This is a genomic window from Flavobacterium ardleyense, from assembly GCF_042686085.1.
Taxonomy (GTDB): domain Bacteria; phylum Bacteroidota; class Bacteroidia; order Flavobacteriales; family Flavobacteriaceae; genus Flavobacterium; species Flavobacterium ardleyense.
Window position 1 is genome coordinate 1 of sequence record NZ_JBHUOL010000019.1, and the last position, 16,067, is coordinate 16,067.

Here is a 16,067-nt window from a genome sequence, read left to right on the forward strand (position 1 = left end):
GAAGAAAATAATAATGCACCTTTAGGCTATCCCATCGATGTGTATAGCGGCGGACTTAAGCTCCGAGGCGGTGGAACTGTAGGGTTAAGTTTAGGAACTTCCTCTGGCAGAAGAGGTTGGGGTTCCTATGGTGCTGGTATGACTAGTGGCAGAAAGTCATTACCTGACAGCCTTGACATCACATGGTTATCGTATGCTGAAGATACTTTTTATCATATTAACTGTGCTATAGACTATGATAAAATATTGCAATTATTTCAAGAGGGTTATGATGAAAAGGATGCAGGTGGCAACATTAGACATGAAACTTACAATACTATTATTGTGGGCTATGCACCTGGTGGAGTTGTTGTAGTATGGGTATTTGGATCTAGCAAACAAGTTGAAGTAGGTCGCTATCAAGGTAAAAAAACAACAATTGATCAGCAGGAAATAGATCATTTAGATTATCCTAAAAAACTATTTTTTCAGCAGGCTTATAGAGATGCAACAATGGATGATGAAAACATAGTACCTAATAAAGTTAGAGAAGCCAACAAAAACAAACCCATCCCCTATGGTTTGTGGGACAACTACAGGGTAAAGTATTTATGGCGACCAGTTTTTAAACAAAATAAATTTGATGATTCCACTTTCTCTATGATTAGTGCACGTTTAGAAATGTTTAATGGGGAAATTGAAGAATTATTTGATGAGGGACTGCAACAGAAAGTCTTTACTGCGAAAGCTATTCCTGATGGATTCAATATAATTTGGAGGGATAAAAATGGACAAGTATATAGTGGTACAGTAGATTTTGATGAAAAGACAGCTTTTGAGGCTTTTAGCGAAATATACAAAAATGATAAAGATATTGAAGCAGAGCTAGTAATTAGTGTAAATGTCCCAAATACTTTTATTACCGTAATGCTAAAAAGTAAAGACCAGGAAGTGTCATTAAATAACAATGCAAAAGTAAAGGTATTCAAAACTAGTCAAAAATTTAATTAATGGGTATATCATTTGTATACAATAGTGGATCTAGAGAAGACGACAGACCAGAAGACGAATTGCACATCAATTTTGGCGTATTTATCGATGGTACGCTCAACAATATGTACAATACTGACCACCGAACAGCCTTTTCGCGAGGTGGAAAAAACAATCCTAATAAATGGGATCTGACAAACACAGCCATTGAAAAGTTGGAAGATGAGCAATATAATAATATCCCTAACAGAGCTAAAATAGAAAAATTATTAGAAATAGAAAAAAGAACAGCGGAGCAGCAAGCACTACTAGATAAAATGCCCAAAAAAGATGTTTACCTAGTGGCATCGCATAGAGGAATTCAAGACAAAATGGGTACAGACAACAGCTATAGTAATGATTATACTAACGTTGCTCGCATGTGGACTTGTTGCGATGAAGAGTACAAGATATATATAGAAGGTATGGGTACTAAAGAATTAAACCGAGATGATGACGAGGGTTTTCAATTTGGGTCAGGCAGCATATCAGGTATCAGAGCCAGAGTACGAGAAGCTTGTGAAAAAGTAGTTGATAATATAAAAAAACAAAAAGACAATAAAGAAAATCACGGCAAAAAATTAAAAGTAATTACATTAGATGTTTTTGGTTTTAGCCGTGGTGCAGCTGCAGCACGTAATTTTGTGGCAGAACTCAATTTAAACGAAGGTATTTATCCGGCGAAAAAAGTTGCAGAATATGAAGAACCAAAAAAAGAAAAACCAATAGCAGTCATAGTTAAAGATGGAATACAAACTATAAAAAAAATAGATGTAAACCCTTATGCAACAGTTTCTCTTAAAGGGCTAAAGATAGAACCATTTCCGAAAAAAGTAATGCACTCCATTTACGAAGATCTTGATGGTCAGTTAGTTAATGGTAACTACATTATTAAAGGTAATATGCCAAAAAGAGGCCAATTAGGGATTAGCTTGCTTGAAAAAGGTGTAATACAATCTATAGAGGAACTCAATGAAATTGATGTTATCATTCGTTTTCTAGGAATTTATGATACGGTTTCATCTTATGAGGAGATTGGCCCCCTGGGCGGAGACAATACCTTCATTAAAGGAATAAGTCATTTAGCAAAGAGTTATTTTACGGATGATGAAAAACAACTTAATTTGCAAAATATGGGGCCTATTCAAAAGATTGTGCATTTTACAGCTAAGGATGAACACCGCGAGAATTTTGCACTTACAAGAGTAACAAAAAAATATAGTAAAGAGGAAGAAGACGGCAGTAATCGATTAATCGAACGTAATTTTCCTGGTGTCCACTGTGATATCGGAGGTGCTTATCTAAATGAACCTGAAGTAATCGACGAAATAGAAACTACCGCTTTTCTAACCCTAAAAGTTGCTAAAACGGCAAGTGCTGAATTAGCGTATTTAAGGAAAGAATTAATAAGAGCACATTGGTTTTACGATAACGAAATTAAAATAACAAAACCTCTTTGGTATTACCCTGCAAAAGTAATTGAAGTGTTCTCAAATATCAGTTATAATTTTAAAACGGCATATTTAGCGCGTCAAGCAGCTTACGAAGCTCTAAGCAGCGAAAGAAATATAAAAAAAGAATACAGCTATATTCCGTTGCATTTCATGGCGGAATATTGCGAGCCTTTAATTACGACTAAGTATATGCCTCAAAGTAAAAATGTTTTAAATAATTATTCAATTTCTGGTCATTCTGTTTTGGAACAGACTAAATCATACCTAAAAAAGCATGTCTTACAAGACAATAAGGAATGGGATTTTATAAGCGACAAGGAACTTATGACTCATGAAGAAATAATGAATCTCTCCAGAGTAGTCCCTCCAAAAACAGTAATAGAAAGTACCGCACAGCATCGTGTAAAGTTTGATTTCGAAAAACAAAAAGATTTCGAAAAAAACCAAAAGTTAAAAGAAAATAAAGAGATAGGTGCGAAATTTGATCCTCAGGATAAAATTGTACAAAAAGAGGAAATAAATTATAACTCTCAAGAACTGTTAAGAAAACTGCGACATGAATACTTTCATTGGTCTTCTAATCGAGATTGGTTTGGAATGGATCATGCTACTGATAGAATCCGTGTAGAATATCCTAGAAAATAAATAATTATTATTATAATGCCATCAATATACTTTCGGTCTGAATATGTCTTTGCATTGTTTTAGACTACTGGCCTTCGCAAAAATCAAAACTTAAAAGCTTTAGATAGGCTAGTGATATATCTTTAGTTTAAGAAAAATACATGGTAGCACTTTAGTGTACGAAGTATTTAATTAAAATGTTATGCAATCTAATTAACCACAAATTGCAAATGAAACAATATCATAAATACAGTTACTCCAAAAAATTATAATTTAATTAAATCTTTAATTCAAATCTTCATACATTTTCAATAAAGTAATCACTGTATTCCAATTTCTTATGGTTGCCACAGTGTTTAATTTTTTCTCAATATACTTTTGATCTAATCGTGTTTTACCAGCACCCACGGCATATTTAATGTAAATTCTACTAGAATCGATCGCAGCTTCATCAGGTTTAAATTGGCTTATTCTTAAATCATTTAAAGAACCGCTCGATAATTCCTTTCCAATAAAAGCCACATACAATTTCTTCAAATCGCAGTCATTTTCTTTTAAATAAGGATTATTCTTCAGACAAGCTTCTAAAGCTGCTTTATCAATTACAACAACAGGAACTTCGTGTCCAAACACTTTGAAAATTTCTTGTTTTATAGTAAAACCAACGCTCGCGCCGTTTTCTTCTTCCGAATCTACAAATACATTACCTGATTGAATATAGGTTTTCACATTTTTAAATCCGATGCGTTCCAATGCCGTTTTTAAAGCGTCCATTTTAATCATACAATGACCTGAAACATTGATTCCTCGGAGTAAAGCTAAGTGGGTTTTCATAATTACATTCCTAATTTGAAGCAAAAATAGTCGTTTCTATTTAATTCGGTTTAAAATATCGTTCATCATTTCAATTTGCACTTTTTGAATCTCGATTAATTTTTGCTGTTGGTGCATAATTAAATGATCGATTTTATCATCTAAAATTCTAATTTCAGGTTGATTATATATATTTTTTAAAATATTTTGCGCCTCCGCGATATTTTTCCGGATAATCAATATTCGCAATCGCACTTTTGAATGTGTTGCTCATAAGTACACCTATTTTACAAGCTAAATTACAACCAAAATGACTTTTAAAATTTAAAATGCACCATTAATTAAAAAAATACAGTAAAAGAAGAGAACAATTCTTATTTTTGCTCCATGGGAAAAAAGAAAACAGAAAGAATCGTATTCGAAAACGTAAAAATCCTTGATGCAGGTGCAAAAGGTGTGTCGGTAGCAAAAGCGCCTGATGGCAAAGTAATTTTCTTACCAAATGTGGTGCCAGGTGATGTAGTAGATGTCCAAACAGTGAAGAAAAGAAAAGCTTACTATGAAGGTAAAGCGATCAAAATTCACGAGTTTTCAGAACATCGTATTACGCCTGTTTGTCAACATTTTGGAACTTGTGGTGGTTGTAAATGGCAAAACATGGCCTACAGTCAGCAATTATTCTATAAAAATCAAGAGGTTTTCAATAATTTAAAACGTATTGGTAAAATTGAATTGCCTGATTTTGAACCTATTTTAGGTTCGGAAAAACAGTTCTTCTATAGAAATAAAATGGAATTTGGTTTTTCAAATGCAAGATGGATGACCGATGCGGAAATTCAAACAGGTGCTGACTTTGAAGATAAGAATGCATTAGGTTTTCATATTCCTAAAATGTGGGATAAAATATTAGACATCGAAAAATGTCATTTGCAAGAAGATCCATCGAATGACATCAGAAATGAAATCAAACGTTTTGCTATTGCTAAGAACCTAACATTTTTTAATCCAAGAGCTGTAGAAGGCTTGCTGAGAACATTAATGATTCGTACCGCTTCGACGGGAGAATTGATGGTGTTAATTCAGTTTTACGAAAAAGATATAACCGCTATCGAATTGATGATGAATTTTCTGGCGGAGCGTTTTCCACAGATTACGTCGTTACAATATGTAATCAATCAGAAATTAAACGATACTTTATATGATCAAGACATTATTTTGTTTAAAGGTCGTGACCATATATTAGAAGAAATGGAAGGTTTGCAGTTTAGCATTAATGCGAAATCGTTTTACCAAACCAATTCAGAACAAGCGTATGAATTGTATAAAATTACAAGAGATTTTGCAGGTTTAACTGGAAACGAAATTGTTTACGATTTATATACTGGAACGGGAACTATTGCGCAATTTGTATCGAAAGCAGCTAAAAAAGTAATTGGTGTGGAAGCAGTTCCTGAAGCTATTATTGATGCTAAAGCCAATGCAACTCGCAATAATATTACGAATTGTGAATTCTATGTTGGTGATATGAAAAACGTTTTCAACGACGAATTCATTGCGCAACACGGTCATCCGGATGTAATTATTACAGATCCTCCGCGAGATGGAATGCACAAAGATGTAGTTGAACAAATTATGAAAATTGCACCGAATCGTGTGGTTTATGTAAGTTGTAATTCGGCAACACAAGCAAGAGATTTGGCTTTGATGGATGAGAAATATCAAGTAATTCGCGTGCGTCCGGTGGATATGTTTCCACAGACACATCACGTAGAAAATGTAGTTTTATTAGAAAAAAGAAACTAATTCATATGAGAAAATTTAGTTCAATCGTATTGGTTTTACTTTTAGCTGTTTCGTTTTGGAACTGCGAAAAAGATGACATTTGTGCTGAAGGAGATGCCAACACACCTTTTATTGTGATCGAATTTTATGATAGTGCCAATCCTACTGTTTTAAAGAACGTTACGAATCTAAAAGTTTTAGTAAACGGAACAACTACTGCTGTTGTTTTTAATAAAGATTTAGCTTCTGACAATGCAGAGAGATATTTGTCGAATGCTAAGAAGATTACCATTCCTTTAAATTCGAATGCTACGCAATCTGGATTTGAATTCAAATTTAATTTTGGAGATCCCTCAGAAAACACTGATGCAATCACGTTCAAATATGAGAGCTTCGATGTTTATCTTTCAAGAGCTTGTGGGTATAAAAAGGTATTTGAATTGGATCCAACTGAACCCTTTGTTTTTGTTCCAAGTGGAACCAGCTGGATTCAGAACATAGAAGTTACGCAACCTAATATTACAAACGAAAATGAAGTACATGTTAAAATTTATTTCTAGTATCGCTTTAGTGTGTTTTTCATTAGTAGGAACTGCACAAACAAAAGATACTACAAAAGTAGTTTATCCGGAGCGTTACGGTTTGCGAGTTGGTGTTGACTTACACCGTTTAACTAAATCGTTATACGATAGCAATTATAAAGGATTAGAGGTTGTTGCTGACTATCGCTTGACGAATCGCTTTTATCTCGCAGGAGAAATTGGAAACGAAGAAAAAACAGTCGACGACGACCGTTTGAACTTCACTACAAAAGGAACTTATTTTAAAGTAGGTTTTGATTACAACTCTTTTGAAAATTGGTTGGACATGGAGAATATGATTTACGTAGGAATGCGCTACGGCGTAAGCAGTTTGAGCCAGACTCGCAACTCCTATAAAATATATGATGCTTCAAATTATTATGGTGAAACGATCATTACTGATGGTCAAAAATTTGACGGCCTAAACGCAAGTTGGATAGAAGTAGTTGGAGGCATAAAAGCAGAAATTTTTAGTAATTTGTATTTAGGTTTTTCAGTTCGACTGAATTACTTAGTAAGCAACAAAAAACCAGACAATTTTGATAACTTATACATTCCGGGATTCAATCGCACTTATGATGGAAAATTTGGAGCGGGATTAAATTACTCAATAAGTTATTTTATTCCGATTTATAAGAAAGGTAAAAAATAAAATATCATTCAAAGAAGGTTCGCGAAAGTGAGCCTTTTTTTTGTTTTACAGTGTTATTTTAATATATAGTTTGATTGATAATTGTACACAGTCCCTAAATGAACTGCTCTTCTACTCTCAACATGAAAGAGTGTTTTTTCGCTATTTTAAAATAAATTCAGAAAAAGCATTCGAGCAAAAGAAAGAATAGGAATTTAGAACCTTATAAGAAAAGTAACTGCAAAAATAACCAGTATTTCTCGTGTTCACTCTTAAAACAAGGCTTTACTCCTATAAAAATAGTGAAAAACCGATATTCACCGGATTCGAAAATCAAATATTTTAGTGCTCAAGGTTAAGAAAAGTGGCGCTTTCTATTTGTTAAAAAATTGATTTAAGAACAAAAACCCCAGTAAACACTAGGAAATAAAAATGAAAATGTACAGATTTTCTGTAACAGCACTTGGGAAATAGTTGCTAAATTGCGAAAGATTAAAAGCGGTATAGTTATTGAGGCTTCGGGAGGAATTACAAATTTCTATCTCCAGTAGTTTAGTTTCTTAATGAGCGAAGGATTACTTTACAGTACTATTTTTTTTAGAAATGCTTTGTATCAATTACTGCTATTAATTTCAGAATAAAACAGAAAAATAAATATAGAAGGACAATTCCCTATATATTTTTTAAAATATAAAAAAACAGAGTTAGTTATCTCTTGGGTTTGCGAAAGCGGACCCTTTTTTTTGTCCTAAACTTTTCGTTCGAACTTACAATCACACAATAATTACAGACCCTCTATTTTTATTACCACTACAAATTTATGAAAATCAATCGCTTATAAAGTTTATTTAAAATTAATCTAAATAAGCTTGTAAGATTTAAAATCAGATACTACATTTGCATCGTTATTTTAATTAAATCTAAATAAACATGATAAAGAGTTTCTTCAAAATTACAGTTCTATTATTATCCGCGCAAGCTTTTGCGCAAGAAAGCCTATATGATACCAGTGAAAATTACTTCACAGAAAATGATACAGTTAAACGACTTAGAGAAGTTGTGGTAATTGCAAAAAATAATCCTACAAAGTCCTCAGTTAATAGATCGGGAATAAAACCAATGGATTTACCACAGGCAGTGCAAGTAATTGACGCAACAATCATCCAACAACAACAATCTATTCGATTAAGTGATATTATCAAAAATGCAAACGGAGTTTACGTAGGTTCGGCGCGTGGTGGTGCTCAAGAAACATTTTGGTCTAGAGGTTACGATATGTCTTCTAACAATATGTTTAAAAATGGCTTCCGTTTTTCAAGTGGTTCTATTCCGGAAGTTTCTTCTTTAGAAAAAGTGGAAATCTTAAAGGGAAGTGCAGCATTATTATACGGAAATGTTGCGCCAGGTGGCATTTTGAATATGGTTACTAAAACACCAAACTTCAGAACAGGTGGAGAAATAGGTATGCAAGTTGGAAGCTATAACTTCTATAAACCTTCTTTTGATGTTTATGGTGCTTTCAATAAGTCGATTGCTTACCGATTAGATGCTTCGTATGAAAATTCAGAAAGTTTCAGAAACTTCGTAACTAAAGAACGTTATTACTTTAATCCGTCTTTACTATTCAGAATTAACGATAAAACAGATATTACCGTTCAAGGTGATTATATGAGTGACGATTGGACTCCCGATTTCGGTACTGGAATGATTGGAAAAGAAATTGCCGATGTACCAAGAAATGCTTATTTGGGCGCGAAATGGGCTAATGGAACAACGAAACAGGCTACAACTTCGGTATTAGTAAACCACGAATTTAATTCGGACTGGAAGTTGAACTTTAATGGCTCATTCCAAGATTACAACAGAACATCAATCGCAACAGAACGAATTCAACCTGCTGCTAATGGCGACTGGAATCGTCCTTATGGAAGAAATAAAGCAGTAGAACAAATTTTTGCAAATCAAATTAGCTTGCAAGGAAACTTTAAAACAGGAAAAATAAAACATCAGTTATTTACAGGAATTGACACAGAATTAGCAAACGCAGAAGCTTATACTTTTAAATTCTTTGATCCAATTACTGGAGCCTTCGTAATGAATTACGATCAAGTTAATATCTTCGATCCATCGTCATACGATCAAATTAATGAAGGTCCGATTTTACCTTCGAAAGCAATTAAAATTGTAAAAACAGAAACAGGTCGCTATGGAATTTACGCACAAGATTTGATTTCGTTTTCTGATAAAATTAAAGTGTTGGCCGGAATTCGTTATTCGTACCAAGAAGCAAAACCTGTTACTTATGACTTAGATGCGAATACAATAAAAGATGAAAAAACAAAAAATGATCGTGCCTTTTCCCCTAAAGTAGGACTAATCTACCAACCCCTAAAAACACTTACTTTATTCTCAAGTTATTCGAATTCCTTTACTCCTAATTCAGGACTTACTGTTGAAAACCAAGCGATTAAACCTTCAATCATTGATCAATTTGAAGCTGGAATCAAAAATGAATTCTTAAACGGAGTATTATCTACCAACGTTACATTTTACCAAATTGTGAATAGTAATTTAGCGCAAATGGCTGAATTTGATGCCAACGGAAACATTAATACGAACAATCAAGTTAAATCTTTAAGCGGTGAAACGACGAGTAAAGGATTTGAAATCGACATCACTTTCAAACCGATAACAGACTTTAACATCAATGCCGGTTATAGTTACAATGACATGCGTTATACCGAAACATCTGGGTTAACAGGAAGTTTTATTGAAGGCGATCGTTTAACAAGAACACCTCAGCACACGGCAAACTTGAGTTTCTTCTATAAATTACAAGAAGGCATGTTCAAAAATCTTTCTTTTGGAGCAATCGGAAATTTTACTGGCAATCGTGTAGCCGGATGGAATAACCAAATCGATCCATCGAAACCTAATGGCATTAATGATCGTGAAATCCCGCTAAATGGCTACTCGAGCATCGACGCATCAGTTGGTTACGAATGGAAAAACATCTCACTTCTATGTAAAATATCGAACATAACCAATGAATTAAATTATACGGTTCATGAAAACTATAGTGTGAATCCAATTGCACCAAGACAAGTAATGACTTCGGTACGTTATAAATTTTAATCCCAAAATAAATATATAGTTTTTTAAATATGAAACAAAAATTAATTAGAAACATCCACCGCGATTTTGGCTACTTTTATGTTGGACTGATCATCTCCTTTGCTTTTTCAGGAATATTAATGAATCACAGACAAGTTTGGAGTCCCGAAAAATATACTGTTGAAACTAAAATAATTCAAGTTTCTCTTCCTGATAAAAGTCAGATTAGTGAGGAATTTGCAGAAAACTTAGGAAAGAAATTGGGCATCGATGATAAAATGCGTCGTCATAGTATAAAGAAAGAAACGTTCAAGATTTCTTTTGAAAAACACGATGTAGAAATCGACCTGAAAACTGGAGTTGGTGAAATCGTGGCGTTTAAGAAAACACCAATTATTAGCCAAACAATGAAATTGCACAAAAGCACATCGAACTGGTGGATTTACTATTCCGATATTTTTGGAATTTCATTAATATTAATTGCCATAACAGGAACCTTAATGATAACGCATGGTAAAAATACATTCAAAAAACGCGGTTGGAAACTAGCCGTAGCCGGAATAATTTTTCCTCTGATAGTTTTAGTTATATTGAGTTAAGTAATATTAAAGGTTCACGAAAGTGAGCCTTTTTTGTTGATAACTTAAATTGGTAGTTGATGTGGTTTTTGGTATTTTTGAAATTATACTTTAAAAAATGATGACATCTGAAATACCAAAATACAACGAAACATTTAATCCTATTTTGGATATTTTAAAAAATGAAATTATAATTCATAGAAGGGAATTAATCAAAAAAGTGATTGATAAATATTATCTACATTTATCAAAGGAATTATTAGAAGAAAAGATAAAGTCAGGAGATATTTTAATTGAAAATAGAATTGCTTGGGGCATATCTTATTTAAAGCAATCTGAATATTTAGAATATCCAAAACGAGGATTTGTTCAAATTACTTCAAAAGGAAGAGAACAAAAAGATTTACTTACATTAAAAGAAGTTCAGCACGAAATAAGCAAATTAAATATTTATAAAAACAACAAACTCTACAGCAGTGATGAGTTAGAAATTCAAACTTCATCTCCTGAAGATTTAATCGATGAAGGCTTTAACAAGATTGAAAAAGAAGTTAAGAATGAACTTTTAGAAAAACTTAAAACGATCGATCCATATTATTTTGAAAAAGTAATTCTAATTCTTTTAAAAAAAATGGGTTATGGGGACTTTGTTGAAACTTCAAAATCTGCAGATGGTGGTATAGATGGAATAATTAACGAAGACAAACTTGGTTTAGATAAAATTTATATACAGGCCAAAAGATTTACCGAAAACAAAGTAAGAGAAAAGGATATTCGTAATTTTATTGGTGCAATGAGTGGCGACACAAATAAAGGTGTTTTCGTTACAACTTCTATTTTTGATAAAGGTGCCGAGGAAAAAGCAAAAAATGCTCACCATAAAATTATTTTACTTGATGGAAATAAACTTGTTGATTTAATGCACGAATTTAATGTTGGAATTCAAATAAAATCAGTTTATGAAGTTAAACAACTTGATGAAGACTTCTTTGTTGAACAATAATCATCAAGCTAACAGTTGATAGATTTTTAGACTTGATTTTATATATAATTTTATCAATGTAAAAAATCATAACAAAAAAAAACCGCTGAATCACTTCAGCGGTTTAATCGAATTAATCAAAAACCATTATTTTGGCATCACAACTGTATCAATTGCGTGAATTACTCCGTTTGAAGCTGCAACATCTGCAAGGATAACCATTGCAGTTCCTCCGTTAGCATCAGTTAACATAACGTTTCCGTCTTTTAAGCTTAAAACAATCGTTCCACCTTGAACTGTTGTAACACTATATTTTCCATTATTTTTGTTTATTGCATCTACTACAGCAGCAGCATCAAAATTTCCGGCAACAACGTGATACGTTAAAACTGATTTCAATTTTTCTATACTTTCTGGTTTCAATAAACCATCAACCGTTCCAGCTGGCAGTTTATCAAATGCTGCATTATTTGGTGCAAATACAGTAAAAGGACCTTCACTGCTTAATGTTTCAACTAAATCTGCTGCTTTAACCGCTGTTACAAGTGTTGAAAAATCTGCATTTGCTACCGCAACGTCAACAATAGTTTGTGCTGCAACTGGCGCCTCAACTTCAACTGTAGTTGTATCCGTCATGTCTGTTGTTTCTTCAGCTTTCTTTTCTCCACATGAAGCCATAAGTGCTCCTAATAAAACAAATGCGCTAATTTTCTTTAGTAATTTCATAATCAGTATTTTAGTTTAAATTTATAATACAAAGATATACATTAATTACTCTTGTTTAATCTTTTTAACAATTAATTAAACAATGATTAATAAATTTAAGCAAATTACTTATAGATAGCGAGTTAACAAGAATCCTTCTAAAACAAAAAAACCGCCGAATCACTTCAGCGGTTTCTTTAGAATTTAAATATCTTTATGCTTTAACTGGAATGTTCTCTAGAATTTCCAAAACAAAATCCCAGAATTTTTGAGACGATTTTATCGAAGCTCTTTCATCTGGACTATGTGCTCCGTGAATTGTAGGACCAAAAGAAATCATATCCATTTCCGGGTAATTAGTTCCTAAGATTCCACATTCTAATCCGGCGTGACAAGCTACTACTTTCGCTTTTTCGCCATTTTGTTTTTCGTAGATAGAAGTCAAGACATCTAATATTTCCGAATTTACATTTGGTGTCCAACCTGGGTAACTTCCAGCGAAATCCACTTCACAACCAAATAATTCGTAAGCTGAACGCAGTGCATTCGCTAAATCCATTTTAGAAGTTTCTACAGACGAACGTGTTAAGTTTTGGACTGTAATTTGACCTTCTTTTACTATTACTCTTGCAATATTATTAGAAGTTTCTACTAAGTCTTCCATATCCGCTGACATTCTATAAACGCCATTGTGTGCAGCATAAATGGCTCTTACTAGTCCTTCTTGAACGCCTAAATCCATTACTTTAGCAGGAAGTGTATCATTTTTAACAATTTCGATTGTCAAATTCGGTTCTATAGTTTTGAATTCGGCTTTAATATCGCCAATAATTTCTTGCATATCAAAAACATACGCTTCGTCATAAATTGAGGCAATAATTACATGGGCAACACTTTCACGAGGAATAGCATTACGCAAACTTCCACCTGAAATTTCGGCAATTTGCAAACCAAAATTCTCAAATCCGTCAAATAATAAACGGTTCATGATTTTGTTTGCATTCCCTAAACCTTTGTGAATATCCATTCCAGAATGACCACCTTTTAATCCTTTTACAGTAATGGTATAACCTACAGAACCTTCTGGTGTTTCTTCTTCGTTGTAATCTCTAGTTGCAGTAACGTCAATTCCACCCGCACAACCGATGTCAATTTCATCATCTTCCTCTGTATCCATGTTCAACAAGATTTCGCCTTTAAGAATTCCTCCTTTAAGGTTTAAAGCACCTGTCATTCCCGTTTCTTCGTCAATTGTAAACAATGCTTCAACAGCTGGATGTTTGATTGTAGTAGATTCTAAAATAGCCATAATCATTGCTACTCCTAACCCATTATCAGCACCAAGTGTAGTTCCTCTTGCACGAACCCAATCCCCATCAACATACATATCAATTCCTTGCGTGTCGAAATCAAAATTAGTATCGTTATTTTTTTGGTGTACCATATCCAAATGTCCTTGTAAAACAATTGGTTTGCGGTTTTCCATTCCTGGAGTTGCTGGTTTACGAATAATTACGTTACGAATATCATCTTCAAACGTTTCCAATCCTAATTTTTGCCCAAATTCCATCATAAAAGCAATAACGCGCTCTTCTTTTTTAGAGGGTCTTGGTACAGCATTTAAATCGGCAAATTTATTCCAAAGTGCTTTCGGCTCTAAATTTCTAACTTCTTGACTCATTATGTTTGTGTTGTGTTAAATATCAATCCAACAAAGTTACAAAGTTTAATTTCTTTACAAATTGATTTGTGATTATATTTACATTTTAAAATCGCATTGTGAAAAGAAAATTCCTACTTCCTATATTTTTAATTGTCCAAATTATCCTTGTAAAAACTATTGGGCTGTTTCCTGATTTTGTTGAAAAATGGTACAGCAATGGTTTCTATCCGAAGTTGGCTTTTTTATCGCGAAGCATCTTAGGCAAATTACCATTTTCTTTTGGAGACGTGCTTTACTTTGTTCTAATTGTATTATTAGTTCGATGGATTTGGAAACACCGAATTGGTTTTTTTAAGGAATGGAAAAATAATGGATTGGCTGTTTTGAGTTGGGTTTCGCTATTCTACTTTTTCTTTCATTTATTGTGGGGAATGAATTATTATCGAGTTCCATTACACGAAAAATTACAAATTGAAAAAGAATATTCCCAGCAACAATTAGAAGTTTTCATTGAAAAAATGATTCTAAAGACGAATGAATTGCAACTTGCCATTACTAAAAATGATTCCGCAATTGTAGTTATCCCCTATTCTGACAAAGAAATTTATGAAAAATCTTTAGCAGGTTATAAAAATTTGCCTGAAGATTTAAAAGAATTTAGTTACGAAAACAAAAGCATTAAGTCGTCTTTGTTTAGTCTTCCATTGAGTTATATGGGATTTGGCGGTTATTTAAATCCGTTTACTAATGAAGCACAAGTGAATTATTTGAAACCAAAATACACTTCTCCTTTAACTACATGTCATGAAATGGCTCATCAAACCGGAATTGCGAGTGAAAGCGAGTGTAATTTCATTGGATTTATCACGGCTTCTAAAAACGACGATTTATACTTTCAGTATTCGGCTTATAGTTTTGCGTTGCGTTCTGGTTTGAATAATTTGGATCGCATAAAAAAAGGAAGTTCAAAACCTTATCTGGCGAAAATTAACAAAGGTGTTATAAAGAACTTCAACGAAAATGAAATTTTCTGGAATGATTACCAATCGCCAATCACTACATTTTTCGAGTATTTTTACGATAATTTTCTAAAATTAAACCAGCAAAAAGACGGCATGGAAGGTTATAGTAAGTTTGTCGGTCTGGCGATTGGTTATGATGAGAACTAATAACTTATGGCTTTTCTTTTATATAGTCAAAAACATTTTCCAGTTTATACTTATTGCTGTGCTCTAAAAAGACATCAAAATAAGCAGTATGTGTTGCGCCTAAAATAACTAAAACCCGATCGTTTTTTGTTACCGGAATGTCACAGAAATTAACATACATTTTTAAGTTTCTTTTATAAAAATCAGCAATTACATCTACTCCTTCTTGCTTCTCAGTTGTATGCATTGTGGCTAAAAAATTATAAAACTCAAAGGTTTCCATTTTATATTCTTTAGTATTTATTTTATAAAATTGTTGGTATAAAGGCAAGGCATTTACAATTTTATAAGAATTAATAGTGTTTGCCACAGCTAAACTGTCGGATTTATTTCTGTTGGCCAGCTTTACTAAACTTGGATAATCAAAATCATTCTCATAGTCAATTCCATAAATATATCTTACACCACTTAGCCTTCCAGTTTCAAAAGCGATTGAATTTAATTCATCGGAATAATTTAGTCGGTTAGATTGATCAACTATATATTTTTGATATACTTCATTTACAAAAGAATTATCATGAGGTTTCATTTCTACACAAATTATTGTCGGTTTAAAGCTTTTTAAACAAGCAACTAAACTACTTATTTCCTCTTTTACTTTTCTATCGTTCAAATCTCTTGCTGTAGAGTTTGCATCTGTTGTATATGATAAATGTGCTGTTCCAAAATTTAGCACACTGATCTTTTCAGCAGTATTATCTGGTTCTTTCTTTTTTAAAGAACTGCAACTGCAAATTAAAACGGAAATAACGAGTAATAATGAATTTTTCATGGCGATTACTTAAAGCATAAAATTATTTAAACAATTATAGATAGACATTTATTTCACTTCCTACGATAAATATATAGGTTTATTCTCACTTATAAATGCTGTCTCCTTTAACAAAAATAATAAATCCTTTTAAATGGGTAACATTTTTCAAA

13 protein-coding genes are annotated in these 16,067 nt (G+C 32.8%); 9 read left to right on the forward strand and 4 right to left on the reverse strand.

All coding sequences use genetic code 11. The features are described 5' to 3' along the window. Together ACFSX9_RS12955 and ACFSX9_RS12960 are read left to right on the forward strand one after the other, a co-directional pair. A partial coding sequence (locus tag ACFSX9_RS12955) for a DUF2931 family protein (protein WP_379808350.1) occupies positions 1-990 on the forward strand: 990 nt, incomplete at its 5' end. Then, a complete protein-coding gene (locus tag ACFSX9_RS12960; protein WP_379808352.1) occupies positions 990-3,107 on the forward strand; it encodes a phospholipase effector Tle1 domain-containing protein in 2,118 nt (705 codons plus the stop codon). The genes ACFSX9_RS12955 and ACFSX9_RS12960, both read left to right, overlap by 1 nt. A 264-nt stretch (positions 3,108-3,371) precedes the next feature. Here the strand turns inward: ACFSX9_RS12960 and ACFSX9_RS12965 are convergent, their stop codons facing one another. Beyond that, complete coding sequence (locus tag ACFSX9_RS12965) at positions 3,372-3,920, reverse strand: DUF1697 domain-containing protein (protein WP_379808354.1); 549 nt, start codon at positions 3,918-3,920, stop codon at positions 3,372-3,374. A gap of 366 nt (positions 3,921-4,286) precedes the next feature. Between ACFSX9_RS12965 and rlmD the strand changes: the two genes are divergently transcribed. From rlmD to ACFSX9_RS12995, 6 genes are all read left to right on the forward strand, one after another. Beyond that, positions 4,287-5,702: a 23S rRNA (uracil(1939)-C(5))-methyltransferase RlmD gene (gene rlmD, locus ACFSX9_RS12970; protein ID WP_379808356.1), complete on the forward strand. Its 1,416-nt coding sequence runs from the start codon at positions 4,287-4,289 to the stop codon at positions 5,700-5,702. 5 nt (positions 5,703-5,707) lie between these two features. Beyond that, on the forward strand, positions 5,708-6,241 hold the full coding sequence (locus ACFSX9_RS12975) for a DUF6452 family protein (RefSeq protein ID WP_379808358.1): 534 nt from the start codon (positions 5,708-5,710) through the stop codon (positions 6,239-6,241). Further along, complete coding sequence (locus ACFSX9_RS12980; RefSeq protein ID WP_379808360.1) at positions 6,222-6,914, forward strand: DUF6048 family protein; 693 nt, start codon at positions 6,222-6,224, stop codon at positions 6,912-6,914. Before ACFSX9_RS12975 ends, ACFSX9_RS12980 begins: the two co-directional genes overlap by 20 nt. A 909-nt stretch (positions 6,915-7,823) precedes the next feature. Then, on the forward strand, positions 7,824-10,028 hold the full coding sequence (locus ACFSX9_RS12985) for a TonB-dependent siderophore receptor (protein ID WP_379808362.1): 2,205 nt from the start codon (positions 7,824-7,826) through the stop codon (positions 10,026-10,028). Positions 10,029-10,057: 29 nt separating this feature from the next. Beyond that, a complete protein-coding gene (locus ACFSX9_RS12990; protein ID WP_379808364.1) occupies positions 10,058-10,606 on the forward strand; it encodes a PepSY-associated TM helix domain-containing protein in 549 nt (182 codons plus the stop codon). 97 nt (positions 10,607-10,703) lie between these two features. After that, positions 10,704-11,588, forward strand: coding sequence for a restriction endonuclease (locus tag ACFSX9_RS12995; protein ID WP_379808366.1), 885 nt, complete (start codon positions 10,704-10,706; stop codon positions 11,586-11,588). Between the two features lie 126 nt (positions 11,589-11,714). Here ACFSX9_RS12995 and ACFSX9_RS13000 read toward each other — a convergent pair whose 3' ends face one another. Together ACFSX9_RS13000 and ACFSX9_RS13005 are read right to left on the reverse strand one after the other, a co-directional pair. Beyond that, positions 11,715-12,293: a fasciclin domain-containing protein gene (locus tag ACFSX9_RS13000; protein ID WP_379808368.1), complete on the reverse strand. Its 579-nt coding sequence runs from the start codon at positions 12,291-12,293 to the stop codon at positions 11,715-11,717. Between the two features lie 193 nt (positions 12,294-12,486). After that, positions 12,487-13,953 carry an aminoacyl-histidine dipeptidase gene (locus ACFSX9_RS13005; protein WP_379808370.1) on the reverse strand — a complete coding sequence of 489 codons (1,467 nt, stop codon included), beginning with the start codon at positions 13,951-13,953 and terminating at the stop codon, positions 12,487-12,489. Positions 13,954-14,051: 98 nt separating this feature from the next. On the opposite strand from ACFSX9_RS13005, the gene ACFSX9_RS13010 reads away from it, so the two are divergent. Continuing rightward, entirely contained in the window at positions 14,052-15,104 is a 1,053-nt protein-coding gene (locus tag ACFSX9_RS13010) for a DUF3810 domain-containing protein (protein WP_379808372.1), read from the forward strand. A gap of 4 nt (positions 15,105-15,108) precedes the next feature. Here ACFSX9_RS13010 and ACFSX9_RS13015 read toward each other — a convergent pair whose 3' ends face one another. Continuing rightward, positions 15,109-15,915 (reverse strand): DUF5694 domain-containing protein, encoded by an 807-nt coding sequence (locus ACFSX9_RS13015; protein ID WP_379808374.1) that lies wholly within the window; start codon positions 15,913-15,915, stop codon positions 15,109-15,111. Positions 15,916-16,067 lie beyond the last annotated feature (152 nt).

Coding starts and splice junctions, on each gene's coding strand:
- ACFSX9_RS12960 (WP_379808352.1), top strand. CDS start 990: ATGGGTATATCATTTGTATACAATAGTGGATCTAGAGAAGACGACAGA.
- ACFSX9_RS12965 (WP_379808354.1), bottom strand. CDS start 3,920: ATGAAAACCCACTTAGCTTTACTCCGAGGAATCAATGTTTCAGGTCAT.
- rlmD (WP_379808356.1), top strand. CDS start 4,287: ATGGGAAAAAAGAAAACAGAAAGAATCGTATTCGAAAACGTAAAAATC.
- ACFSX9_RS12975 (WP_379808358.1), top strand. CDS start 5,708: ATGAGAAAATTTAGTTCAATCGTATTGGTTTTACTTTTAGCTGTTTCG.
- ACFSX9_RS12980 (WP_379808360.1), top strand. CDS start 6,222: ATGTTAAAATTTATTTCTAGTATCGCTTTAGTGTGTTTTTCATTAGTA.
- ACFSX9_RS12985 (WP_379808362.1), top strand. CDS start 7,824: ATGATAAAGAGTTTCTTCAAAATTACAGTTCTATTATTATCCGCGCAA.
- ACFSX9_RS12990 (WP_379808364.1), top strand. CDS start 10,058: ATGAAACAAAAATTAATTAGAAACATCCACCGCGATTTTGGCTACTTT.
- ACFSX9_RS12995 (WP_379808366.1), top strand. CDS start 10,704: ATGATGACATCTGAAATACCAAAATACAACGAAACATTTAATCCTATT.
- ACFSX9_RS13000 (WP_379808368.1), bottom strand. CDS start 12,293: ATGAAATTACTAAAGAAAATTAGCGCATTTGTTTTATTAGGAGCACTT.
- ACFSX9_RS13005 (WP_379808370.1), bottom strand. CDS start 13,953: ATGAGTCAAGAAGTTAGAAATTTAGAGCCGAAAGCACTTTGGAATAAA.
- ACFSX9_RS13015 (WP_379808374.1), bottom strand. CDS start 15,915: ATGAAAAATTCATTATTACTCGTTATTTCCGTTTTAATTTGCAGTTGC.